The sequence below is a fragment of the Bacteroidia bacterium genome, from assembly GCA_039924845.1.
Lineage (GTDB): Bacteria > Bacteroidota > Bacteroidia > DATLTG01 > DATLTG01 > DATLTG01.
Genome location: JBDTAC010000032.1, coordinates 1 through 25168, shown reverse-complemented (window position 1 = coordinate 25168; position 25168 = coordinate 1). Strand labels below are relative to the sequence as shown.

21 protein-coding genes are annotated in these 25168 nt (G+C 36.2%); 8 read left to right on the top strand and 13 right to left on the bottom strand.

What is annotated here, in order from left to right; genetic code table 11:
- Positions 1-8: 8 nt before the first annotated feature.
- The 3 genes from ABIZ51_03780 to ABIZ51_03770 form a co-directional block, all read right to left on the bottom strand.
- Positions 9-791, bottom strand: coding sequence for an exonuclease domain-containing protein (locus ABIZ51_03780; protein ID MEO7087896.1), 783 nt, complete (start codon positions 789-791; stop codon positions 9-11).
- A 38-nt stretch (positions 792-829) separates the two neighbouring features.
- Positions 830-2389, bottom strand: a complete 1560-nt coding sequence (locus ABIZ51_03775; GenBank protein ID MEO7087895.1) for a hypothetical protein — start codon at positions 2387-2389, stop codon at positions 830-832.
- 144 nt (positions 2390-2533) lie between these two features.
- On the bottom strand, positions 2534-4588 hold the full coding sequence (locus ABIZ51_03770) for a hypothetical protein (protein ID MEO7087894.1): 2055 nt from the start codon (positions 4586-4588) through the stop codon (positions 2534-2536).
- Between the two features lie 292 nt (positions 4589-4880).
- Between ABIZ51_03770 and ABIZ51_03765 the strand changes: the two genes are divergently transcribed.
- Positions 4881-6095 (top strand): DUF1343 domain-containing protein, encoded by a 1215-nt coding sequence (locus tag ABIZ51_03765; GenBank protein MEO7087893.1) that lies wholly within the window; start codon positions 4881-4883, stop codon positions 6093-6095.
- A gap of 27 nt (positions 6096-6122) precedes the next feature.
- Here ABIZ51_03765 and ABIZ51_03760 read toward each other — a convergent pair whose 3' ends face one another.
- The 3 genes from ABIZ51_03760 to ABIZ51_03750 all read right to left on the bottom strand — a co-directional run bounded on the left by ABIZ51_03760 (position 6123) and on the right by ABIZ51_03750 (position 9062).
- The gene (locus ABIZ51_03760; GenBank protein MEO7087892.1) at positions 6123-6416 is read right to left on the bottom strand and encodes a hypothetical protein; all 294 of its coding nucleotides are present in this window, start codon (positions 6414-6416) and stop codon (positions 6123-6125) included.
- A 144-nt stretch (positions 6417-6560) separates the two neighbouring features.
- The gene (gene lysA, locus ABIZ51_03755) at positions 6561-7733 is read right to left on the bottom strand and encodes a diaminopimelate decarboxylase (protein MEO7087891.1); all 1173 of its coding nucleotides are present in this window, start codon (positions 7731-7733) and stop codon (positions 6561-6563) included.
- Positions 7734-7751: 18 nt separating this feature from the next.
- A complete protein-coding gene (locus ABIZ51_03750) occupies positions 7752-9062 on the bottom strand; it encodes an aspartate kinase (GenBank protein ID MEO7087890.1) in 1311 nt (436 codons plus the stop codon).
- Positions 9063-9371: 309 nt separating this feature from the next.
- Between ABIZ51_03750 and ABIZ51_03745 the strand changes: the two genes are divergently transcribed.
- From ABIZ51_03745 to asnB, 3 genes are read left to right on the top strand one after another with little or no spacing between them, the layout of a single operon-like run.
- Positions 9372-10019, top strand: a complete 648-nt coding sequence (locus ABIZ51_03745; GenBank protein MEO7087889.1) for a DUF47 family protein — start codon at positions 9372-9374, stop codon at positions 10017-10019.
- Positions 10020-10024: 5 nt separating this feature from the next.
- Positions 10025-11071 (top strand): inorganic phosphate transporter, encoded by a 1047-nt coding sequence (locus ABIZ51_03740; GenBank protein ID MEO7087888.1) that lies wholly within the window; start codon positions 10025-10027, stop codon positions 11069-11071.
- A 36-nt stretch (positions 11072-11107) separates the two neighbouring features.
- Complete coding sequence (gene asnB, locus ABIZ51_03735) at positions 11108-12988, top strand: asparagine synthase (glutamine-hydrolyzing) (protein ID MEO7087887.1); 1881 nt, start codon at positions 11108-11110, stop codon at positions 12986-12988.
- On the opposite strand, the gene ABIZ51_03730 is transcribed toward asnB, so the two are convergent.
- From ABIZ51_03730 to ABIZ51_03715, 4 genes are all read right to left on the bottom strand, one after another.
- On the bottom strand, positions 12985-13602 hold the full coding sequence (locus ABIZ51_03730) for an L-threonylcarbamoyladenylate synthase (protein ID MEO7087886.1): 618 nt from the start codon (positions 13600-13602) through the stop codon (positions 12985-12987). The two genes, asnB and ABIZ51_03730, sit on opposite strands and share 4 nt — an antisense overlap.
- Positions 13603-13638: 36 nt before the next feature.
- Complete coding sequence (locus ABIZ51_03725) at positions 13639-14010, bottom strand: hypothetical protein (protein MEO7087885.1); 372 nt, start codon at positions 14008-14010, stop codon at positions 13639-13641.
- Positions 14011-14097: 87 nt separating this feature from the next.
- A complete protein-coding gene (locus tag ABIZ51_03720) occupies positions 14098-14559 on the bottom strand; it encodes a cytochrome c (GenBank protein ID MEO7087884.1) in 462 nt (153 codons plus the stop codon).
- 30 nt (positions 14560-14589) lie between these two features.
- Positions 14590-15315: a hypothetical protein gene (locus ABIZ51_03715; GenBank protein ID MEO7087883.1), complete on the bottom strand. Its 726-nt coding sequence runs from the start codon at positions 15313-15315 to the stop codon at positions 14590-14592.
- Between the two features lie 219 nt (positions 15316-15534).
- On the opposite strand from ABIZ51_03715, the gene ABIZ51_03710 reads away from it, so the two are divergent.
- Entirely contained in the window at positions 15535-17970 is a 2436-nt protein-coding gene (locus ABIZ51_03710; protein ID MEO7087882.1) for a thiamine pyrophosphate-dependent enzyme, read from the top strand.
- Positions 17971-18082: 112 nt separating this feature from the next.
- On the opposite strand, the gene ABIZ51_03705 is transcribed toward ABIZ51_03710, so the two are convergent.
- Together ABIZ51_03705 and ABIZ51_03700 are read right to left on the bottom strand one after the other, a co-directional pair.
- A complete protein-coding gene (locus ABIZ51_03705; protein ID MEO7087881.1) occupies positions 18083-18739 on the bottom strand; it encodes a phosphatidylserine decarboxylase family protein in 657 nt (218 codons plus the stop codon).
- A 76-nt stretch (positions 18740-18815) separates the two neighbouring features.
- A complete protein-coding gene (locus ABIZ51_03700) occupies positions 18816-20108 on the bottom strand; it encodes a Glu/Leu/Phe/Val dehydrogenase (protein ID MEO7087880.1) in 1293 nt (430 codons plus the stop codon).
- 350 nt (positions 20109-20458) lie between these two features.
- On the opposite strand from ABIZ51_03700, the gene ABIZ51_03695 reads away from it, so the two are divergent.
- From ABIZ51_03695 to ABIZ51_03685, 3 genes are read left to right on the top strand one after another with little or no spacing between them, the layout of a single operon-like run.
- The gene (locus ABIZ51_03695; GenBank protein ID MEO7087879.1) at positions 20459-21124 is read left to right on the top strand and encodes an ABC transporter ATP-binding protein; all 666 of its coding nucleotides are present in this window, start codon (positions 20459-20461) and stop codon (positions 21122-21124) included.
- Between the two features lie 4 nt (positions 21125-21128).
- A complete protein-coding gene (locus ABIZ51_03690; GenBank protein ID MEO7087878.1) occupies positions 21129-22382 on the top strand; it encodes an ABC transporter permease in 1254 nt (417 codons plus the stop codon).
- Positions 22383-22395: 13 nt separating this feature from the next.
- Entirely contained in the window at positions 22396-23502 is a 1107-nt protein-coding gene (locus ABIZ51_03685) for an efflux RND transporter periplasmic adaptor subunit (GenBank protein ID MEO7087877.1), read from the top strand.
- 889 nt (positions 23503-24391) lie between these two features.
- Here ABIZ51_03685 and ABIZ51_03680 read toward each other — a convergent pair.
- Positions 24392-25048: a metal-dependent transcriptional regulator gene (locus ABIZ51_03680; GenBank protein MEO7087876.1), complete on the bottom strand. Its 657-nt coding sequence runs from the start codon at positions 25046-25048 to the stop codon at positions 24392-24394.
- Positions 25049-25168 lie beyond the last annotated feature (120 nt).

Below are 25168 nucleotides of genomic sequence, written 5' to 3'. Positions count from 1 at the left end.
AACTCGATTTACACGCTCGTTTTATTCGCAATACTACGCAAACGAATGGCGGTAATTACTTTTTTTGTATGCAGCGGAAAGTCGCCATCCATCATCCAATTGTAATAAGAAGGTTCGGTTTTAAAAACACTTTCCACCGATTTATTTTTGTGTTTTCCGAAATTAAAAACTTCCACATCTTTCTCGTCGAAAATAATTCTTCCTGCCAAATCAGCATTTTTACTACGTGATGAAAACTCGTGCAAAAAAGTCATGTCATTTTTTAGTTCCGGATATTTTTCCAATTGTGCTTCCAACACTTCGTACGTCGCAATGGTGTCGGCTTCCGCGCTGTGCGCATTTTCTAAGGTTTTGGCACAATAAAATTTATACGCGGCACTCAAGGTGCGTTGTTCCATTTGATGAAAAATATTTTGTACGTCAATTAATTTTCTGCCTTTAATTTCGAAATCAATATCGGCGCGCAAAAATTCTTCTACCAATAAAGGAATGTCAAATTTATTGGAATTGTAACCGGCCAAATCACAATTTTCCAAAAACGCAGAAAACGTGTGTGCCATTGCTTTAAATGTTGGTTCGTTCACAATATCTTTATCGTAAATATTATGAATTTTAGAAACAAAAATCGGAATGGGAATGGTTGGATTAATGCGTTGCGATTTTAATTCTTTCGTTCCATCCGGAAAAAGTTTTAGAATTGATATTTCAACAATTCGGTCGGAACCCACGTTTACACCTGTCGTTTCAAGATCTATAAATGCAAGCGGTTTACTTAGTTTTAATTTTGTCATGTTTTTAGGCTTCAAAAAAATAATTTTTCAAATGTGTTTTAGGGCGTTTTTTCTAAGAGATAATTTTTTTTGGTTTCGCCTTTAAATGTGCCGATATCAAACACAATTATTTTATCGCTAATTGTTTTGTAGCCATTGGCTGTAATGGTGATGTTGTATATTCCGGGAATAAGTGCCATTACGTATTTTCCACTACTTTGTATGGGAATAAAGGAAAGGGAATCGTTTGTTTTGGTATTGATTGCCGTAATTTGCGAACTAATTGCTATGGTAGAATCGGTAGAATTTACTTTTCCAGTAAAAATTTCGTAGCGCTGATTGGTATTATTAAACGTAACACGGTAAATATCATAATCACCGTAACCACCATCACGGACAGCGGAAAGATAAGCCACACGATTGTTTTCTGTAAAACAAATCGAACGATCATCGCCAGAAGTATTAATCGGATAACCGAGATTAACAGGCTCACTCCAAGTGTTATCATCCGGATTCCATTCCGCTTTAAAAATATCAAAATCGCCCATGCTGGAATGCCCTTGTGAAGCGAAATAAAGCGTTTTTCCATCGTCCGACATACGGGGAAAATCTTCTTTGTATTTGGTATTGATATTGGATCCTAAATTTTGCGGCAAAGCCCATTGTCCGTTCGGAAGTTTTCGAGCCATGTAAATATCTGTTTCTCCTAATCCACCTGGACGTTCGCTGGCAAAGAAAAAAGTATTTCCGTCGGGCGAAACAGAGCCAGCAGTTTCAAAACCTCCATTGATGTTTTCATTTAATTTATAGAGATGTTCAAAGTTTTTTCCTTTTCGATCAGATTCGTATAAGTCGCCAAATTTATCAATGTGATCGAGGTAAATAATCATTTTGTTTCCATCGGGAGTTAATCCAACAGCTTGCTCATCTAAAGGAGTATTTATTTCTGGACCGATATTTTTTGGCTTTGTCCATTTCCCATTTACGGCAGTTGAAATAAATATATCGGAAGAATAATAACCATCCATTTCTTTGCGTCCACCCATTGATTCGGCTCTGCGCGAAGTAAAAATCAGAAAGGATTCATCGTCTGGAACAAAGGGATAATAATCAGGAAACTCAGTATTTATCAAATGACCTAAATTCTCAAACGTAACATTGACAGGGTATTTTACCAATTGCTTTCCATTATTACACATTTCTATTTCGCGGTCTGCTTCTGCAGCGTCTTTAGAATCTGCTTTTTCTTTGAATCGAGTAAACGCTTTGATAGCATCGTCAAAATGATTGGCATAATGATAGGCTTTGCCGAGATCAAACCACGCTTCATTATCGTAATTATGGGCAGTTACAAATTTGAGTTCGGTAATGGCTGTTTCTTTTTCAAGATGTGTATACAGATAACATTGAGCGAGGCGGTAATGATATTCCACATTTTGAGGTTCTTGCTTGATGAGTTCTTTGTAAACTTTCATCGCCGCCAAATAATTTTTATGTGAAAAATGCTCCTTCGCAGCTCTCGGATCAATGAAACCATGTTCGTCTTGTTGGGAAAAAGCAAAAAAACAGAACGTAACAAACAGCAATAATAAAAGAACCTTTCGTGTTTTAAATGTCATTTTTTCTTCACTCAAAAAAATATTTTTTCAATCTCAAAATTTGAATGCAAAATAAGAATTATATCGCTCTCTTTTCCGATGTTGTTAATAAAAAAAGAAGCAATCCTTTCGGTATTGCTTCTTTCCAAAGAGAATATGGTTTTTTTACTCCAGTTTTATTTTCACAAATTGGAATTGTTCATAAATTGCTTTGCGAAGTTCATAATCAGCATTGTATTTTGGTCCGCCCACCAAAGCTTTTTTATGAAATTTCAATTGACTTTTTCCTAATCCTTTTGCCTTTAAAGCTGTTACAATTTGTTCTTTTGCATGATTTGCTCTCAGCTCAGCCAATTTTTTATTGGATTTATATTTCCGCGTTGGCACTTTGGAAGCACTTGATTCTATCACAATTTTTAAATTCGGATTGTTTTGTAAAGTCGTGTAAAGCGTGTCCACAAATTGTTTGAAGGAAGTTTCATTCACATCAATTTCATTGACATTGTATTTGAAAAACAACGCGTATTCCAATCCGGAAGTATTTATCTTCTTATTATCCGCTTTCGGCTTCGTAACAGAATCTAATGCTGCAGCAATTCCTCCGTGCATATTTACTTCATCTAATTTTATGGCTCTGTCTAATTCTTGAAAAGAAGATCCGGCAGGAACATTGATGTCTTCCGAGTAAAACTCTTTATCATTTAACTGATATGATACTTTGTAATCTGCATTCGGTTGCAAAATAAATGTGTAGTTACCGTTGCGTTTGATGGGCTTATAGGTACCAACTGTTTCTCCACTTGTTGTATTTGTTACAACAATGGTTATTCCATCTGGTAATTCTTGTCCTGCAGGTGGGGTAATAACACCTTTTATCAAAGTAAGTGGTTGTTCCACTGAATGTGGAAAATTAATCATGTAAATGTCCTTTTCACCGTATCCTCCAGCTTTGTCGGAAGAATAATAAGCGCGTTTTCCATCTGGAGAAACAACATAATACACTTCATCATCTGGCGTATTGATAGGATAGCCCATATTTTGTGGCTTTGACCATCCGGTATCCGATTTAATGGAATAAAACACATCAAAACCGCCCATACTGTTATGTCCTTTAGAGCTAAAAAACAATGTTTTTCCATCCGGATGAATAAAAGGACCATCTTCATCGTAAGGTGTGTTGATAGGAGCGCCCAAATTACTGGCTTTACTCCACTCCCCGTTCGGGAGTTTCACGCATTTCCAAATATCTCTTCCGCCCAATCCTCCCTTTCTATCGCTTACAAAATAAATGGTATTTCCATCTGCGCTAATGGATGCACTTGGCTCCCAAGAGTTCGTGTTGATATCAGATCCAAGTGCTATTGGTTTGGTCCAATCGTTTCCGTTTAAAGTACTAATGTATAAATCACCGCCGCCAACATCTCCTTTAAAAATCAACAAACTTTGCCCGTCGGCAGATAAGCCAACAGTAGCATTATTTACACCATCCGAATTAATATTCGAACTAATCGAAACCGGCGATGTCCAAGTTCCGTCTGCTTTTTTGTAGCAAATGTAAATGTGTTCATAATATTGGTCGTCTATTGTTTTTTGATTACCAATGGTATTATCTGGTCTACGAGAAGTAAAAATAAGTGTATTCTCATCCGCAGAAAGAACTGGACAATAATCTGGATAAATAGAATTCACACTATCTCCCAAATTGGTAATTCGTACATCACCTGGAGCTGCATAAAAGAGTTTTCCGTTTTGACACATTTCGATTTGATGATCAGCATCCGATTTTAAATCACCGTCTCTTTTTTTAAGAAACGTTTCAAATTTTTGGTAGCTGGCAATAGCATCATCAAAGCGATACGCCAAATGATACGCTCTTCCTAAATAATAATATGCGTTAATGGGAGCATGTTTTTCACCTACTCCAAGATAATCGTAATTCTTACTCACATTTTGTACGGCTTTTTCTAAAAAAAGCAATGCTTTATTTTTTTGAGAAGAGGAATTTAAATAGCACAAACCCACTTTGTAATTAATATTCGCATTAGAAGAATCAATATGGTAGGCATCCAAGAAATTTTGGAGTGCAATAGGGTAATTTTGCTCTAAAAGCAGATAATTCCCTTCTGTAAATTTATCTTTATATGAAGTTCCGGTTTCCTGCGAAAACAAGGTTTGAGTTACAAAAAGAAATGACAGGAAAGTAAGGTAACGATTACGCATGGATAAAATATTTTTTTTAATGAAACAAAAATAAGTTTTTCGGTAAAGAAAAATCAAGTATCAAAAATATCTATTTTTTTTTAGATACAGGTGTTTTTTTTTATTTATTCCTAAAGCTAAATATAAAGAGGTTAAATTTTCTCAAAAAAAAATTTCGAAAATGCTATGTTTTTGACGTTTAAAAAACGACTTCAAAAAAATAATTTTTCGAAGGCGTTTTTCGAAAGCAAAAAAAAATTCGAAAAGCATGAACAGTTTCTTACTTTTGTTTTTTATCCGTAAATACGTCAGTATGAAAAAATATTTTTGGAGTGGCATTCTTTTTTTCTTTTTCGGGATTTCGTTTGCCCAAGAAGTGATTGAACCCGTTACCAATACCGTTAAAACTGCTGCCGATGTGAGTGTTGGCGCACAACAATTCAATTTATACTTGTCTCTTTTACAAGGAAAAAATGTTGCGATTGTTGCCAATCAAACTTCTGTTATCGGAAAAATAAATACGGCGGATAGCTTGATTTCATTGGGTGTTTCCTTGAAAAAAATATTTTCTCCCGAGCACGGTTTTCGTGGAAACAAAGATGCAGGCGAAAATTTCAATAATTCGAAAGACAAAAAAACAGGCTTAAATGTTGTTTCGCTTTATGGCGATCATTTTAAACCAAGCGCCGAAGACCTTAAAAACATTGATGTTGTGGTGTATGATTTGCAAGATGTGGGCGTTCGTTTTTACACCTATATTTCTACTTTGCATTACGTAATGGAGGCTTGCGCCGAAAATCATGTTAAATTAATTGTGCTGGATCGCCCTAATCCCAATGGTTATTTTGTGGATGGTCCAGTATTGGATATAAAATACAAATCCTTTGTGGGCTTAGATCCTGTTCCTATTGTGTACGGAATGACGGCGGCGGAATACGCGCAAATGTTAAACGGCGAAGGTTGGTTGCCAAATGCTGAAAAATGTGATTTAACTTGCATTAAAGTGAAAAATTATTCGCACAACGATTGGTATCAATTGCCTGTGAAACCTTCGCCAAATTTACCAAATATGGCTGCCGTGTATTTGTATCCGTCGCTAGCATTATTTGAAGGAACTGTAATTAGCGTGGCGCGCGGAACAGATTTTCCTTTTCAAGCAATTGGAAATCCGGAAATAAAAGATGCTCCGTTTTCGTTTACGCCCAAAAGTATTGATGGAGAAAGTAAAGATCCTCCGTTTGAAAATCAAAAATGCACTGGTTATGATTTGCGAAATTTCGGAGAGGTGTTTATGAAAAATTATCAAAAAATGTATTTGTATTGGATAGAAGGAATGTACAAAACGTATCCCGACAAAAAGAATTTTTTCAACTCTTATTTTAATTCACTTGCTGGAAACGATGTCTTGAAAGAGCAGATAATAAAGGGTATGAGCGAAGATGACATTCGAAAAACATGGCAACCAGCTTTGACTATCTTCAAACAAATTCGTAAAAAATATTTATTGTATCCTGATTTTACGAATTGAAATTTCATCCTTCAAAAAAATATTTTTTCAAACCTTCACTTCGTGGATACAATGAATGGGTATGACAACGCCTTTTTTGAGAATAATTCGTTTGTCGGTTACCGCCCAAATAGTAGTTTCTACTTGTTTTAAGCCACCAGTATCTTCAAAAATAATTTTTATTTTTCCGTGTTCTATGTTTCCGAGTTTGGACGCTCGCTGCAATTCAGACCAACGATGTTTGATGTGTTCGGCAGAAGGTAATACTTCACGGTCATGAAATTTCAATTCGGAAATTTTTTCTTTTTCAATGGCTTGAGGGCTAAGTTCAGGACTTTTCATACACAACATTTTTTGAGATGAAACGATTAAGATGAATAATAAACCTTCGTCTCTAACGGATGAAAAAAAATTAAGTTGCGATTAAAATACGAAATAAAAAATATTTTCAATATTTGAAATGATGGAATTTAAGCGCTCGAAAAATTATTTTTTTGAGGTCATTATTTTATCCGAATAAAAAGCTGCTGCTTTCTCGCGTAAATTATATCCTGAAGACATTACTTCGCCATAAGCGCCCGTCGTTTTCAAAACGATTAAATCGCCGCGTTCCGTTTCCGGCAAATGAACTGATTTTCCAAAGCAGTCGGACGATTCACAAATCGGTCCAACCACGTCATATTTTTGATCAGAAGGTATATTTTTTGTGATATTCTCAATTTTATGATACGATTGATACAGCGCAGGACGAATCAATTCAGTCATTCCAGCATCCAGAATAATAAAATTTTTCGCAATTCCTTTTTTCACAAAAAGCACTTTCGAAATTAAATTTCCACATTGCGCCACCATCGCACGACCTAATTCAAAATGAATCTTTTGTCCGTTACGAACTTCTAAAAACTGATTAAAAATTCCAAAATACGCATAGAAATCTGGTATCGAATTTTTATCTGGATCCTGATAATCTACTCCCAATCCGCCGCCAGCATTGATGTGTTCCAAATTTATTTTTCGCATCGCAAACCATTGCTGCAACTCATTAATCTTCAAACACAAGCTTTTAAAAACACCCATATCTGTAATTTGTGAACCGATGTGAAAATGAATTCCGGTTAATTGTATATGTTTTGATTTCTCAATAATAGCAAGCACTTCGTCTAATTCCCATACATTAATTCCAAATTTATTTTCCTCCAAACCCGTAGTGATGTAATGATGCGTATGCGCGTTCACATTGGGATTTATCCGCAAAGCGATAGAAGCTATTTTCTCTTGTTTCTCCGCCAAAGTATTGATGACTTCTATTTCCTGAACAGATTCACAATTGAAACAAAAAATATTTTTTTCGAGTGCAATATTTATTTCCGCATCTGATTTTCCAACGCCGGCAAAAGCAATTTGTTCGGAAAGAAAATTCATTTCCAGCGCTTTTTTAATTTCATTTCCGCTCACACAATCTGCACCAAATCCATGTTGTTGAATTTGCTCCAAAATCGGATCATTCGCATTCGCTTTCAAAGCATAATGAACCGTGTATTTGTATTTATCAGATGCCAATTTTACTTGCTGAAGCGTATTTTCAAGCAAACTCATATCGTAATAATAGAAAGGCGTTGGGAGCTTTGTAAACTTTTTTATTTCGTCTGCTGAAAACATTTTTTCGAAAAATTATTTTTAGAAAAGTCCTTTATTAAGTGCAATAAGCGCTTCGTTTTTTTGATTTGCATCGACGAGCAAAGAAATATTATTTGGGCTGCCTCCGTAAGAAATCATCCGAATCGGAATATCTTTTAACGACTCTAAAACCTTCAGCGCGTAACCGTGTTTTTCTGCTAAAAAATCGCCTACCACACACACAATTGCTTGATTCGAATCTATTTCCACACTCCCAAATTGTTTCAATTCTGCCACAATCGCTTCTAAATTTTTTGTATTGTCAATCGTAACAGAAACAGCTACTTCAGAAGTTGTGATCATATCAATCGGCGTTTTGTAACGCTCAAAAATTTCGAAAACAGTTCGTAAAAAACCGTACGCAAGCAGCATTCTACCCGATTTTATTTTTATCGCCGTAATACCATCTTTCGCAGCAACGGCTTTAATATTAGCTCCGGAAATTTTTTTCGTAATCAAGGTTCCTTTCGCTTCCGGCTGCATCGTATTGAGCAAACGTACAGAAATATTACGTGTTTGCGCAGGAAGTATGCAAGTAGGATGTAAAATTTTTGCACCAAAATACGCCAACTCCGCCGCTTCATCAAAAGATAATTCAGCAATCGGATGCGTTTTATCTACGATGCGCGGATCGTTGTTGTGCATGCCGTCAATGTCTGTCCAAATTTGGATTTCATCGGAATAAATTGCAGCACCAATCAGCGATGCCGTGTAATCACTGCCGCCACGTTTCAGATTATCAATTTCGCCAAAAACATTGCGACAAATATATCCTTGCGTGATGAATAATTTTTTTTCGGGATATTTCGCCAGTTCTATTTTTAAATTTTCTTCGATGTATTTCAAATCCGGCTCTTCGTTGGAATCAATACGCATAAAATTTAGCGCAGAAAGCAATACCGAATCTATTTTTTTTTCTTCTAAATAATATTGAAACAGCGCAGTAGAAAGCAATTCGCCTTCTGCTAAAACGGCACGTTCTTCGTAAATTGTAAACACATCTTTTGTAAAAGAACGTAAAAAATCGAAATGAAATAAAAGCAATTCTGCGCCTTTTTTCAAGGCATTTTCAGTGAGATATAATTCCGTGATAACCTTCTTATAATTGCTTTCTAAGTCATTAATTATTTCAGTCGCTTTCGCGTGATTGCGTTGATACAACGCAGTAGAAATTTCCACCAAAGCGTTGGTAGTTCCCGACATCGCGGAAAGCACAACAATCTTAGATTCCGGCGAAGTAATCAATTTTGCAACAGATTCCATGCGTTGTGCAGAACCTACGGATGTTCCTCCGAATTTTAAAATTTTCATTTTTATTACTTCTAAAAAATACTTCTGCGAAAGTCAAGATTTTTAAGATGCAAAAAACGTCTTCAAAAAAATAATTTTTCGAACATAAAATTTGATAAAATAAAAAAGGCTTGAAAAAATATTTTTTCAAACCTTCAAAGCCAATTAATTTAAAGTTTATTGTTTTTAGTTTAGATCGAACACTTACTGGAAATTAAATCGTTTGAGATTCGCGAATAAAAAATTCTTAACATTAAGATAACATTCACACTTATTTTTTTTAGCACTTTTGTATCCAAAATAAATTTATTCAACACTAATAAATTACTTATGAAATTAGACGGATTGTTACAAATGCTTGTCCCAAAAGATAAAAAATTTTTCATTTTATTTGAGAAAGCATCGGGCAATGCGCTCGAAACTTCTAAAACGCTTTGCGCGATGGTTACCACTCCAAGTTTGGAGCGCAGAAAAGAACTGATCAAAGAAATTGAACGTTTGGAACATGTTGGCGACAGCATAACACATGATATTTTTAATGAATTGAGTGCTTCTTTTATAACACCTTTCGATCGCGAAGACATTCACCAATTAGCAAGTGCTTTGGACGATGTGGTGGATTTTATTCACGGTTCCGCCAAACGCATTGATTTATACAAAATAAAAGATTTAACGCCCGCTATTGTTAAGTTATCAGAATTGATTGAAAAATCTGCCGTGGAACTTCACATTGCCATTCAGGAATTAAAAGACATGAAAAATGTAGGCAAAATTCGTGAAGCCTGCGTTCGTATTAATAGTATTGAAAATCATGCTGACGATATTTTTAACAATGCCATTGCGCGTTTGTTTGAAGATGAAAAAGATGCCATCGAAATTATTAAAATGAAAGAAGTGCTTTCGGTGCTTGAAACAGCTACCGATAAGTGCGAAGATGCAGCCAATGTATTGGAATCAATTATCGTTAAAACGACTTAGTTTTTATGCTTACACTTGTTTTAATTACCATTCTTACCGCGTTTGTTTTTGATTTTGTGAACGGGATGAACGATGCCGCAAATTCTATCGCAACGATTGTTTCTACGCGTATTCTTTCTCCTCGTTTGGCAGTTATTTGGGCGGCTTTTTTTAATTTTGTAGCCTTGTTTATTTTCGGAACGCCCGTTGCAAAAGCTATTGAAAGTGGGTTTGTTCAAGCCGATTCTATGTCGGTCAATCTTATTTTTGCTGCACTTTTAGGCTCTATTGTATGGGCGTATTTTTTCTGCGCACGTTTTGGTATTCCGGTAAGTTCTTCGCATTCCTTAATTGGTGGATTAATGGGCGCAGCCATCGCAAAAGGCGGATTTTCGGCACTTATTTTAGGCGTAGGTTGGGGCTTTTTCAAAACAAAAATTTTTATCACTATTTTATTTATCGTTTTAGCGCCAGTTATCGGTCTCATTTTTGGTTATTTTATTATGGTATTGACTTTATGGATTGCCCGTAAATACAGTCCAAACAAGGTAGATAAATTTTTTCGCGTTGGTCAATTACTTTCTTCCGCATCATTTAGTATTGGGCATGGCGGTAACGACGCACAAAAAACAATGGGAATCATCGCGATGTTACTTTTTTCGTGTCGAAATATTCCTTTCGTGAAAGAATATTTATATCCATTTGATGATGTACAAGTGCCATTTTGGGTGCAGATGACAGCCCTTTCTGTTATTGCGCTCGGAACATTTTCTGGCGGAATGAAAATTGTAAAAACGATGGGTGTTAAATTAACGCACCTCAAACCCATTGGAGGTTTCAGTGCAGAAGTAGCAGGTGCCATGACCTTGTTTGGAGCCACTGGCTTGGGAATTCCGGTTAGTACCACGCAAACCATTGCTGGTGCCATTATGGGCGTTGGTACTACAAAACGTTTTTCAGCCGTACGTTGGGGAGTTGCCAGCAATATTATTATTACGTGGATTGTAACCATTCCCGCTTCCGCGATATTGGGCGGAATTATGTATCTTGTCGTTTCTCATTTCGTGAAATAATTGACGAAAAATAGCGCTTCAAAAAATTAATTTTTCATGTGCGGAATTACAGGTATTATTTCTTTTGATGAAAATGCAGAAAAAGAATTTCAAAAAATAAATTCTGCGCTCGAAACACTTGCCAAACGCGGACCTGATTCCAACGGAACTTACACTCACAACAAAGTTGCATTAGGCCACACAAGACTTGCTATTATTGATGTTTCGAATGCTGCTGCGCAACCGTTTACGGATAATTCTGGTAGATATACAATTGTTTTTAACGGAGAGATTTATAATTTTCAAGAATTAAAAAAATCCTTACTCGAAAGAAAAATTTCCTTTCGCTCTTCTTCGGATACAGAGGTTTTACTGTATTTATACATTACGGAAGGCGTTTCTTGTTTTGAAAAATTAAACGGAGAATTTGCTTTCGCGATTTACGATAAAGTGGAAGAGAGTACCATTTTGGTACGCGATCGCTACGGAATAAAACCGTTGTATTATTATCAAGACACTAAAAAATTTATTTTCGGATCGGAATTAAAAGCACTTTTAGCGTTCGGAATTCCTAAGGAAATTGATGAAGTTTCACTACAATTATTTTTGCATCTCAATTACATCCCTTCTCCTGATAGCATTTTAAAAAACGTAAAAAAAATACCTGCCGGAAATTATTTTTGGATTAAAAATAAAATCGTTGATCAAAAAAAATATTACGAAATTCCTTATTCTGAAAGCTATTCAGCTAATTTGAATTACGATGCTTCGAAAAAATATTTTTCTAAGCTCCTAAATAAATCTGTTGAAATGCGTTTGATTGCGGATGTTCCAGTAGGCGCTTTTTTAAGTGGAGGCATTGATTCCAGTATTATTACAGCGCTTGCGTCGAAGCACACAAAAAATTTACACACGTTTTCTATTGGCTTTAAAAACGAACCTTTGTTTGATGAAACCGTCTACGCAGAAATGGTGGCGAAGATGCATAAAACCAATCATACCGTGTTTTCACTGAGTAACGAAGATTTATTTTCAGACCTTTTTTCGATGCTCGATGACATGGATGAACCTTTTGCAGATTCTTCTGCTTTGGCTGTTTTTATTTTAAGCAAACATACGCGAAAGCAAGTAAAAGTGGCACTTTCTGGCGATGGCGCAGATGAATTGTTTGGAGGTTATAATAAACATGCGGCAGAATTAAAAGCTCGTAATATCGGAATTGAGAAAGTTTTTGCAAATTCACTTTTACCGATTTTAAATATTTTACCAAAATCTCGAAATTCTAAAATTGGAAATAAAATACGCCAAGCAACTAAATTTTTAGAAGGAATTAATTTATCCGAAAAGGAGCGCTACTGGCTTTGGGCAGGCTTTACAAACGATCGTCAAAAAAATATTTTTTTGAACGATGAAAAAAACAAATCCGAATTTACGGCACGAAAAAATAATATTTTAAAAACTATTTCAGCTGATTTTAATTCTGTTTTATACACCGATATGCAATTAGTTTTAGAAAACGACATGCTCGTAAAAGTAGATCGAATGAGTATGGCGAATAGTTTGGAAGTCCGCAGCCCATTTATGGATCATCATATTGTTGATTTTGCTTTTTCGCTTCCCTCCTACTATAAAATCGATAAAAATTCTCGAAAAAAAATTCTGAAAGAAACGTTTAAAAAAGAATTACCGGAAGAAATTATTCAGCGTCCGAAACAAGGTTTCGAAGTGCCCTTATTGAAATGGTTTCAAACCGATTTAAAATCATTGATTACGGAAGATTTACTTTCTGAAAAATTTATTTTAGAACAAGGAATTTTCGATCTCGAAGAAATACAAAAACTGAAAGAAAAATTATTTTCAAATAATCCAAATGATTCCGTAGCAAGAGTTTGGGGCTTAATCGTTTTTCAATATTGGTATAAAAAAACGATGCTTTAAAAATCTTCTACAATTCCGAGTCCTTGACGTACAATTGTGAAATCTCCATCTGAACAATCGATTACCGTGGAAGGTTCATTGTTTCCATAGCCTCCAGCAATTACGATGTCAACTTTATCTTTAAAATTATCATAAATAATTTCCGGGTCGGTGGTGTATTCCACCACTTCATCGGTATCATGTACGGAAGTACTCATAATCGGGTTTCCTAGCATTTGCACTATTTCCCGACAAATTAAATTATCAGGAATTCTTATTCCGACCGTTTTTTTCTTGCTTTTAAATAGTTTCGGAACATTGTTATTTGCTTCTAAAATAAAAGTAAACGGACCAGGAAGCATTCGTTTCATTCGTTTGTAAGTACTCGTATCAACAGATTTACTAAAATCTGCCAAATGACTTAAATCAGAACACACAAAAGAAAAATTAGATTTTTCGGGCGCTATATTTTTAAGTTTGCAAATTCGCTCTACGGCGCGCTGTTTATGAATATCGCAACCCATTCCGTAAACGGTATCTGTGGGATAAATAATTACGCCACCATCACGCAAGCATTCCACTACTTGCTCAATTTCCTTGGTATTGGGGCTCTTTGGATTGATTCGAAGAAACATCGTTTGAAAAATTATTTTTTGGAATCGTTTTTTATATCATATAATTTTACACGGAATCACCGCGTCTTCGTCGAGCAAATAGACGGCGCACAAGCGATGATAGCCATCTGCAATAATCGCTTTTCCATTGGAACGATCTCGTACGAGTAGGAGAGGAGATAATTTTTCAGCATTTTCAATTTTAATACTATCCGCTTTTACATGAAAATTACTAACGCCTAAAAGCGATAAAGAAGAGGCTCGAAAAATATCTTTTGCTTTAAAATTAACTACCGAAGCAGCTTTCAATTTCTTAACTGATTTTTTTGAAAAATCTTCATCATATAGCAATGATAAATAAGAAAATGCTGCCGGATAATTGTGTTTCTGTGGCTCTGTTAGCCACTCAATGATAGATTTTTTTTTCATTTGAAAATGTATTTCTCCAAAGATAGAGATCTTTGACGTGATATCTAAAAGAAATAGCGCTTTGAAAAATTATTTTTTGGAACACATTTATTTTTCTTTGAGCGCAATTCGTTTTACCTTTACATCCTCCGAACTAACCGTGTAACCATTGTTTCCCCACGTATGATATACATAATTCAAAACGTCAGCAATTTCTAAATCGCTTAATTCTTGAGGAGGCATCAAAGAAGTAAATGTATTGCCGTTTACCGTAATGAGTTTGTTCGAACCTTGCAGCACTTGCTGAATGGCACGTTGCTTATCTGCCAACAAATAATCGGATTGTGCGAGTGGCGGATACGTGCCTGCAACACCTTTGCCATCAAATTGATGACAAGTAATACAGGTTTGTTCGAAAATTACTTTTCCGGAAGCATATTTTGTTGCGGTATCTTGAATCGCTTTCGCGACGCTTGTCTCGGCGTTTTGTTTCGGCGCAGAATCATCACAAGAATAAAATTCAACACACGTGAAAAATAAAAAAAAGCTGTAAATAAATAATTTTTTCATCGTAAAAAACTGTTTCAAAAAAATAATTTTTCAAAACGAAGTTTGCTCGTAAAGAGGCAATTTCAGTCGTGAAAAGGATTCGTATTTTCTTTTAATCGCCATTACTAAATCAAATTCGCTGGACGTTTGGATAAATTCATCCGACAAATGACAATACGCGATAAAAGCGTCAAATTCTTTATCATTCAATTGAATAATATCTGCTTTTACATAAATACGAAAAAGTTCTTTTAAAATTTGTTCTTTTTGATCTTCGTGTTCCAATTCTTCCACTTTTCTTTTAGAACGTTCAATTTTACTGAAACGCTCATACAGCGCTGTAATCGGACTCGAAAAGGCACTTACTCCTGTTAAATCATACGGCTTATAATCATGAAATTGATTGATTTCATTTTGCACCTCGTCCAATGATTTTACCGGAAAAATATTAGCTGCAGCCAATGTTACTTCTAATTTTTTGAGGTGTACCACAATTTTATATTCATTTTTATTGATGGAATCTTTTAAGCACACTTTTTTAATCGCGTAACCTTGAGCAGTAAATAAAAGGGTATCAGTTTTTAAAATACTAATCGTGAAAGTGCCGTCTACAGCCGCAAACTCACCAGTGGAAGTACGTTTGTCAATCACCATCATGTTAAACAAAGGCGCCATCGGATCATTGGAAATTATTTTTCCACTTACAATAATTTTGGAGAGAACAGGATTTGTTGCAGGCGTTTGCGCAAAACCTTCCGCTGTTATGGCGAATATCAAAACAAGACTTTGAAAAAATATTTTTTTGAAAGGCATTTTCTAAATAAAAATGTATGCAAATTTAGGACTATTATCGAAACGAATGGATTAATCAGGGCTCGAAAAATTATTTTTTTGAAGCCTTAATTTCCCAACTTAAAAATTTGAAAAAATGCTCTAAATACGATTTCTTCTTATATTTGTACTTGTCAGAAAAATAAAATTAGCAGAGAAAATAGTATGGGAAAAGCAGGCGAAGTGAAAAAAAAATCGGAGAACGAAGAAATTTCTTTCGAAGATTTTAAAAAAAGTGTCCTAAATGATTTCAGAATTGCGAATGAAAGTCGCGAGGCAAGTTTGCTTGGAAGGCGTGAAGTACTTACGGGAAAAGCGAAATTCGGAATTTTTGGCGATGGAAAAGAAGTAGCACAAATTGCGATGGCAAAAGCATTTTGCGAAGGTGATTTTCGTTCGGGTTATTACCGCGATCAAACATTTATGTTTGCTACCGGAAATTTGAATTTGACGGAATGGTTTTCTGGATTATACGCGAATACAAATCATGCGGAAGAGCCTATGTCTGCCGGCAGACAAATGGGTGGACATTTTGGAACGCACAGTTTAAATGCAGATGGAACCTGGAGAGATTTAACGAAAATAAAAAATTCTTCTGCTGATATTTCCCCTACAGGCGGGCAAATGCCGCGACTTTTAGGATTAGCGCTTGCGTCGAAAGTATATCGCAACAATGCGAATTTACAAAAAGAAGAATTTGAAAAATTCAGTTCAAAAGGAAATGAAGTAGCTTTTGGAACAATAGGAGATGCAAGTACTTCCGAAGGTATATTTTGGGAAACGCTTAATGCTGCGGGTGTTTTACAAGTACCAATGGCTATTTCCGTTTGGGACGACGGACATGGAATTTCTGTTCCGAAAAAATATCAAACCATAAAAGAAGATATTTCAGAAGCATTAAAAGGGTTTCAGCGCGATAAAAATAAAAACGGTTACGAAATTTTTAAGGTAAAAGGCTGGGATTACGCGGCTTTGTGCGAAACATATCAAAATGCAATTGCACTTTGTCGCGAAAAACACATTCCAGTTTTAATTCACGTGGAAGAAATGACGCAGCCACAAGGGCATTCTACGTCTGGCTCGCACGAGCGTTACAAATCCAAAGAGCGTTTGCAATGGGAAATTGATTTTGATTGCATCAAAAAAATGCGCGAATGGATTTTAAAATCGGCGATTGCCTCTGAAAATGAGCTTTCCACGATTGAAGAAGATGCGAAAAAAATTGTTCGCGAAGCAAAAAATACAGCTTGGAAATCTTTTTGTGAGCCTATAAAAGCGGAATTGGCAACTGTTTCCGCCTTATTAGCTGATTTAGCGACGCAAAGTGAAAATGGAAATTTGATTTCGGATTTAAAAAATAATTTGAGCGCAATACTTGAACCTTCTCGTAAAGACATTTTTTCTGCGGCTCGCAGAGCTTTACGATTGCTGCGCAACGAAAATAATTCAGCAAAAACAGCTTTACTAAATTGGTTAGAAACTTCGAAAATTGAAAATAACAATCGCTACAGTTCTCGTCTTTACAGTGAATCCATGCAATCGGCATTAAAAGTAAAAGAAGTAAAACCCGATTATTCTGGTGAAGAAAAATTGGCAGACGGACGAGAAGTATTGCGTGATAATTTTGATGCGATATTGGCGAATAATCCTGATGTACTTGTGTTTGGAGAAGATTCTGGAAAAATTGGCGGCGTGAATCAAGGCTTGGAAGGATTGCAAGTAAAGTACGGAGAAAATCGTGTTTTTGATACCGGAATTCGCGAAGCAACTATTATCGGGCAAGCCATAGGAATGGCGATGCGCGGTTTACGTCCGATTGCAGAAATACAATATTTGGATTATTTTTTATACGCGATACAAATTGTAAGCGACGATTTGGCGACGCTTCAATACCGTACCAACGGCAGACAAAAAGCTCCTTTAATCATTCGTACACGCGGACATCGTTTGGAAGGAATTTGGCATTCCGGTTCGCCGATGGGCATGATTATTAATGCGCTGCGTGGTGTGCATGTGTGTGTGCCGAGAAATTTAACGCAAGCTGCCGGATTTTACAATACCATTCTTGCTTCTGATGAGCCTGCTGTGATTGTGGAACCGTTGAATGGATATCGTTTAAAAGAAAAGGTACCGAGCAATTTGGGCATTTTTAAAATTCCTTTGGGCGTTCCCGAAATTTTGTTGGAAGGCACGGATGTTACCATTGTAACGTACGGTTCTATTTGTCGCATTGCTGCGGATGCCGCTAAACAATTGGCAGAAACAAATATTTCAGTTGAAATTATTGATGTGCAAACTTTGCTTCCTTTTGATATTCATCATTCGATTGTTGAATCCATCAAAAAAACAAATCGTGTTTTATTTTTAGATGAAGATGTTCCGGGAGGCGCGAGTGCGTTTATGTTGCAAAAAGTATTGGAAGAACAAAAAGCATATTTGTATTTGGATTCTGACCCAAAAACATTGGCAGCAAAAGAACACCGCCCGCCGTATGGATCAGACGGAGATTATTTTTCGAAACCAAATGCCGATGATATTTTCGAAAAGGTGTATGAAATGATGCACGAAACGAATCCAAAAAAATATCCGAAAATTTATTGATTGGAATTTTTATTTATAAAAAAGGTGTTTGAAAACTTAATTTTTCAAACACCTTTTTTTGATGAAAATAATCGCTTCAAAAAATTATTTTTTCGAAAGCCTTCTTTTGAAATTAAAATTCCGCGATAAGCGTTTGTCCGCCTTTAACGATTTGGTTTAAATTCACTTTTATTTTTGCATCTAAAGGCAATAATAAATCTACGCGCGAACCAAATTTTATAAATCCAAACTCTTTTGTTTGTTCAGCATTATCGCCTTCTTTAGCGTAATAAACAATGCGTCGCGCTAAAGCGCCAGCAATTTGTCGGAACAATACTTTTTTAGTGTTTTTATGTTCTACTACAATTGTTGTACGTTCATTTTCTGTAGAAGATTTTGGATGCCAAGCAACCAAATAAAGTCCGGGATGGTATTTTACATATTTGACAATTCCGCTGATTGGAAAACGATTGATGTGCACGTTTAATGGCGACATGAAAATACTTACTTGAATTCGTTCGTCTTTAAAATATTCTGATTCTTGGACTTTCTCGATTACCACTACTTTTCCGTCTGCTGGCGCAATAATTCCGTTTTCATTGATGATAAAATCTCGTTTCGGATTTCTAAAAAATTGAAGAACGATGATCATTAAAAATGCGGAAAAAATCCACACCAATATTTTTACTATTTCGCATCCGCCACAAAAGAAATAGGTTATAAAATTAAGTATCGCTAAAAAAATAATGCTGATAATGATTGTTGGATAACCTTCTTTATGTATTGTCATGAATGCGTTTATGAATTGTTTTTAAATACAAAAGACGCAAGGCAAACACCTCGCGTCTTTTGAGAAAAGGGAAAAATTAAAAGTTACCTCTGTATTTAACAGCTTTATCCAATCGTTTTAACGCTGTGATATACGAGCCGATACGCAAAGTCGTTTTGTATTGACGCGCATTGAACCAAACGTTTTCGAAAGCTTGTTCCATAGATGCATCGTGTTTTGCATTTACTTCGTCTTCCGACCAATAATAACCTGCTTTATTTTGTGTCCACTCGAAATAAGAAACCGTTACACCTCCACCATTTGCTAAAATATCCGGCACAACAATCACTCCGTTTTGATGTAAAAACTCGTCTGCTTCTGCAGTAGTAGGACCGTTAGCACCTTCTACAATTAGTTTTGCGCGAATTTTACTTGCATTTTTTTCTGTAATTTGATTTTGAATTGCGGCAGGAATCAATACATCAACTTCACACGTCAATAATTCTTCGTTCGTGATTTCTTTTCCACCTGTAAACCCTTTTAATACGCCACCATTTTGTTGTGCATACGCCAAAGCTTTTGTTACATCAATTCCTTTTTCATTGTAAAAAGCAGCAGTATAATCCGACAAAGCAATAATTTTTATTCCTTTGGATTGAATCAATCTTGCAGTGTTGGAACCAACGTTTCCGAAGCCTTGAATCGCTGCCGTAGCACGTTTTTTATCCATTCCTAATTTTTTCATTGCTTCCAAAGTAGCCACCATTACGCCACGTCCTGTTGCCGCTTCTCTTCCTTTTGAACCGCCCAATGTGATTGGTTTTCCAGTAACAACGCCCGGTTCTTGATGTCCTTTTATTTTGTTGTATGTATCGAGAATCCAAGCCATTTCACGTTTTCCTGTTCCCATGTCTGGAGCCGGAACGTCTTTATCTACACCAAAAACATCGCTCATGGCTGTAGTATACGCGCGTGTTAATCTTTCCAATTCGCCTAAGGATAATAACTTAGGATCGCATTTGATGCCGCCTTTTGCACCTCCGTAAGGGATATTTGCAACAGCGCATTTAAAAGTCATCCAGGCAGAAAGCGCTTTCACTTCATCTAAATTTACATCCATCGCATAACGGATACCACCTTTAGAAGGTCCTAATTTTGTTGAGTGTACAATTCTAAAACCTTCAAATACCTCGATTTTACCGTTGTCCATTACTATTGGTAAACTTACTACCACTTGTTTTTCGTGGTTTCTGAGAACTTTTGCAACATCGTCCGACAATTTGTATTTGTTTGCCGCAATGTCAAATCTTGCCATTACTTCTTCAAACATGCTTTCATGCTTGGTAGGTTTTGTAACTTTTTCTGATACTGATTTGGTTTGTGTAGCCATTTGCTTTAATTAAATCTACCGGAATACTCCGGCTGTGGTTTGTTAAAATCAAAAACGCGGCAAATTTATAGGAAACTCTTTAATTTTCATAGAAAAAAACGAATAGAATTTACATTCTTTCTTTTGATTTTTCAGGTTTATTGACTATTGACCAAAAATTACCTTTGAAAAAATATTTTTTTGAAGACTACATTTAACTCCTATTTACTTCCTTCTTACTTTTGAAAATTAATTTTTCTATCTCTTCTTTTAAATGGTAATTTCTTATTAGATGCAAGGGTTTTATAAATTAACACGTTGAATAAAATTCTGCACGCATCTAAACTATATTCCTTAATTTTGCCGCTACTATGATAAAACTAAGTCAAGTAAATAAATCATATACCATCGGAAACAATCATCTTCCTGTTTTAAAAGGGATTGATTTAACTATAAACCAAGGTGAATTTGTTTCCATTATGGGTTCTTCTGGTTCCGGAAAATCTACTTTGCTGAATATTTTGGGTATTTTAGACAATTACGATTCCGGCGATTATTTTTTGGCAGATACTTCCATCAAAAATTTATCGCAAACAAAAGCCGCACATTATAGAAACCGTTTATTAGGATTCGTTTTTCAATCCTTCAATTTACTCGCTTTTAAAAATGCAATGGAAAACGTTGCGCTTCCTTTGTATTATCAAAAGGTTGGAAGGAGAGAGCGTAATAAAATTGCCTTGGAATACCTTGATAAAGTGGGTTTGAAAGATTGGGCAGAACACAATCCCACAGAACTTTCAGGCGGACAAAAACAACGCGTTGCCATTGCGCGTGCGCTTATTTCTCAGCCGAAAGTTATTTTAGCAGATGAACCAACGGGTGCTTTAGACACCACTACTTCTTACGAAATAATGGAGATATTTAAAGAGGTAAACAAAGCAGGAATGACCGTTATTATTGTAACACACGAAAACGACATTGCACAAATGACGGATCGCATTATTCGATTAAAAGACGGAATTATACAAAACGACTAAACCGATGTTCGACCTCGACAAGTGGCAAGAGATTTTAGCAACCATCAATAAGCACAAGCTGCGCACATTGCTTACGGCATTTGGCGTTTTTTGGGGAATATTTATGTTGGTGTTGTTAATGGGAACCGGAAAAGGTTTGCAGAATGGCGTTTACCGAGATTTCGCGAATTTAGCTACGAACAGTGTATTTGTGTGGGCAGAAAAGACTTCTATCCCTTATCATGGTTTGCAACCGGGACGCTTTATACAGCTTACCAACGAAGATACCAAAGCCTTAAAAGACAACATTGCTGAAATCAATTACATCGCTCCGAGAATGAGTCTTTCTGGAGAGTTTTCTGTAAGTAGAGATACGAAGAACGGTTCTTTCCAAGTGATGGGCACTACGCCAGATATTCGGCAAATAAAAGCAGTTACCATTGGTGAAGGACGATTTTTAGACGAGCTCGATGGTGCTCAAATGCGAAAAATAGCAGTCATTGGACCGCGTGTGGCGGAAGTGCTTTTCGGAATCGAAGACCCCATCGGGAAATACATCAACATTAAAGGAAGTTTTTTTAAAGTGGTAGGCGTTTTTAAATTGGAAAATACTTCTGGAGGTGACGGCAGAAACGATGCTCAAACCATTTACATTCCCTTGAGTACTTTGCAACGTACTTTCAATCAAGTGAATTATGTGGACAGTTACGCTATCAACATTAAACCAGGCATTAGTGTTGCCGTGGTGGAAAGTAAGATAAAAGCTTTTTTAGAACTGAAACACGACATCTCTCCTGACGATGCTCGAGCCATTGGTTCGTGGAATGCAGAAAAAGAGTTTCAAAACATCAGCGGTTTGTTTGCGGGCATCAATGTGTTTAACTGGATTGTTGGTATCGGTACCATTATCGCAGGTATTGTTGGCGTAAGCAATATCATGCTTATCATCGTTAAAGAACGCACGCGCGAAATTGGCGTACGCAAAGCACTGGGCGCCACTCCTTGGTCGATTGTCGGATTAATTATTCAGGAATCCATTGTCATTACTTCGGTTTCTGGCTATATGGGTTTGGTGTGCGGCGTGGGAGTTATACAAGGCATTAGCTTTTTGATGGATAAATTCAATGTGAAAAGTGATTACTTTTCGCATCCAGAAATTAATTTTCACATGGCAATAACAGCCACCATTATTCTTGTTGTTTCTGGCTCCTTAGCGGGATTAATTCCTGCCATGAAAGCCTCCAGAATTAATCCGATAGAAGCTTTACGAACCGAATAATTTAGTATTCTTTATGAAAAAAATCATCGTTACAATTGTTGTTTTAGGTATTCTCGCTTTGTTTGTGTGGACCGGTGTTTTCTTGTATCGACAATCAGAACAAAAACCAATTGTTTTTGAAACAGGGCAACCACTTATCACCAATATTATTCAGAAAACAATTGCTACCGGATCCATTGTGCCTAAAAAACAAATCGCGATTAAGCCCAGAGTTTCAGGTATTGTGGAAGAGCTGTTTGTGAATCCGGGCGACTTAGTTAAAACCGGACAAAAAATAGCGGAAATAAAAATCATTCCGAACATTGTAACGCTTAATGATGCTGAAACGCAATTGGATAAAGCCAAAATTAATTACGATGCCGAGAAAATAGTATTTGATAGAGAAAAACAATTGTATGATCAAAAAGTAATTGCTGACGCGGAGTATACACAGGAAGTCTCGAAAATGGATCTCGCGAAAGCGGACTTACAATCGTCTACCAATAATTTGCAATTGGTGCAGAACGGAGCTTCCAAACAATCGGGACAATCGTCCAACATTGTGTATTCCACTTCTGAAGGAATGGTGCTGGACGTTCCGGTAAAAAAGGGAAGTTCTGTGATTGAAAGCAATACCTTTAATGATGGCACCACGATTGCCGACGTTGCCGACATGAACCAACTGATGTTTCAAGGAAACGTAGATGAATCGGAAGTAGGTAAACTTAAAATTGGCATGCCCATTAACATCGTAATTGCAGCCATCGAAAATAAAACGTTTCATGCTACATTGGAGTACATAGCGCCGCAAGGAACTACTGTGCAAGGCGCTATTCAGTTTGAAGTGCGCGCTACCGTGAAACAAGAAGGCGGTACTTTTATTCGTGCTGGTTACAGTGCCAATGCCGAAATTGTGTTGGCGAAAAAAGACAGTGTATTAGCACTTCCGGAAGGTTTGGTGGTTTTTAAAATCGATTCCACTTTTGTGGATGTGGAAACCAAGCCGCAAACATTTGTACGGACGTATATCAAAACTGGCTTGTCGGATGGGGTGAACATTGAAATCCTCCACGGCATCCAACTGAAAGACAAGATAAAGAAACAAGAAGGTATTCCGTTTAACCCAGGAACTACCAATTAAGCACCAACCCACCTTAATCTCTTTTACTGAAACAATGAGCTGTTAGTGTCCTACTTACAGCTCTTAGTGTCATACTAACAGTTCTTAGGAACATACTTAGAGCTCTTAGTACCATACTAACAGTTCTTAGTACCATACTAACAGTTCTTAGTGTCATTCTAACAGTTCTTAGTGTCATACTAACAGCTCTTAGTGTCATGCTAACAGCTCTTAGTGTGATACTAACAGCTTCGACTGGCTCAGTCACAGTTCATTCTCTCTCAGTCAGAATTCATTCTTTCGTACTTTCTGTTTCATTTTTTTAGTAAGGAATACATTATTGAAAAGGAATAACTCAATAGTTTTAGGAATGAGAAAAATTCCTCGCGAATGGTATTCAACGTAAGTAAAATTGACTTGAAAAATTAATGTTTTGAATAGAAAAGCAACACATTTGAGTTGAAATAGAAATGAGTTAATCAGACTTAGAAGTAAGGTGTGCCTAATTGAAAAATATGAAATTTTTTTTAGACAAGGAATATTTAAGGGGTGTTTTGAAAGATGCTAAAATAAAAGAGAGTTCTATAATTTTAGATATAAAACAGATTAAGGAGATAGAAAACTTGATTGAGCTAAATTCTCTTGAAGAAATTAAAAAAGGTCGATGTTTGTTTAGATAATGTTTTAGATATACTAGTTTGGTTTGGACTTGATGAAGAATTTCACGAGCAATTAATAAACGAATGTATTATTCAATTAGAGAAAACTAAACGTAACAAAACCTAAACTTCATTCGAAAGCAGTTTAGCCAACCATTACGTCAATATGGCTAACGTGAGAATATATCGCTTTGTAAAATTGCAATTGAAAGCTGCGGACAAAAAATGCTTGCTTCCTATTTTAAACTATATCAAACTTTGTCCACCAATAATTTTTCGGAAGCTGTGTAGCTAAGCGTTTCGGCACTTTTCTTTCCGTAGCTAATCACCATACTTTTATCAAACGTTTCGATGGAATGTATTTTTATTTTTAATCCGAGGTGAAGATTCCGGCTGTTTAAGAAACGAAGGAAATCGTCAGACGAATTAATGACAGCGCATATTTTAACGGTTTCTCCCGCTTTGCAATCGCTCAACGATTTGTATTCTTTCCACGTAATCTTTCCGTTTTTATCCGGAATGGGAGCGCCGTGAGGATCTGTTTTCGGAAAGCCGAGTAAACCATCCATTTTATCAAAAAAAACAGACGAATGAATGTGTTCAATTTGTTCCGCAATGGCATGCACTTCTTCCCAACCAAATCCCATCTTTTCAAATAAAAACATTTCGGTTAACCGATGTTTGCGAATAATTAATCCAGCTTCTTTTTTTCCTTTTTCAGTGAGATGAAGCGGTTGATAGCTTTTGTAATGCACCATTCCTTTTTCCGCCAGTTTCTTCATCATGCTGGTAACGGTAGACATTTTTATATCCAAATGTTTGGACAATTCTTTCACGTTTGCTTCGCCATTTTTGTCGGCGAGGTTAAAGAGGGCTTTTAAATAATTTTCTTCCGTGAATGAATACATATCGCAAATATACATTCAAAAAAATATTTTTTCGAAGTATTAAAAAAGCCTTCAATTCTGAAGGCTTTTTTATTTTGTGATCCCGCTGGGATTCGAACCCAGGACCCCTACATTAAAAGT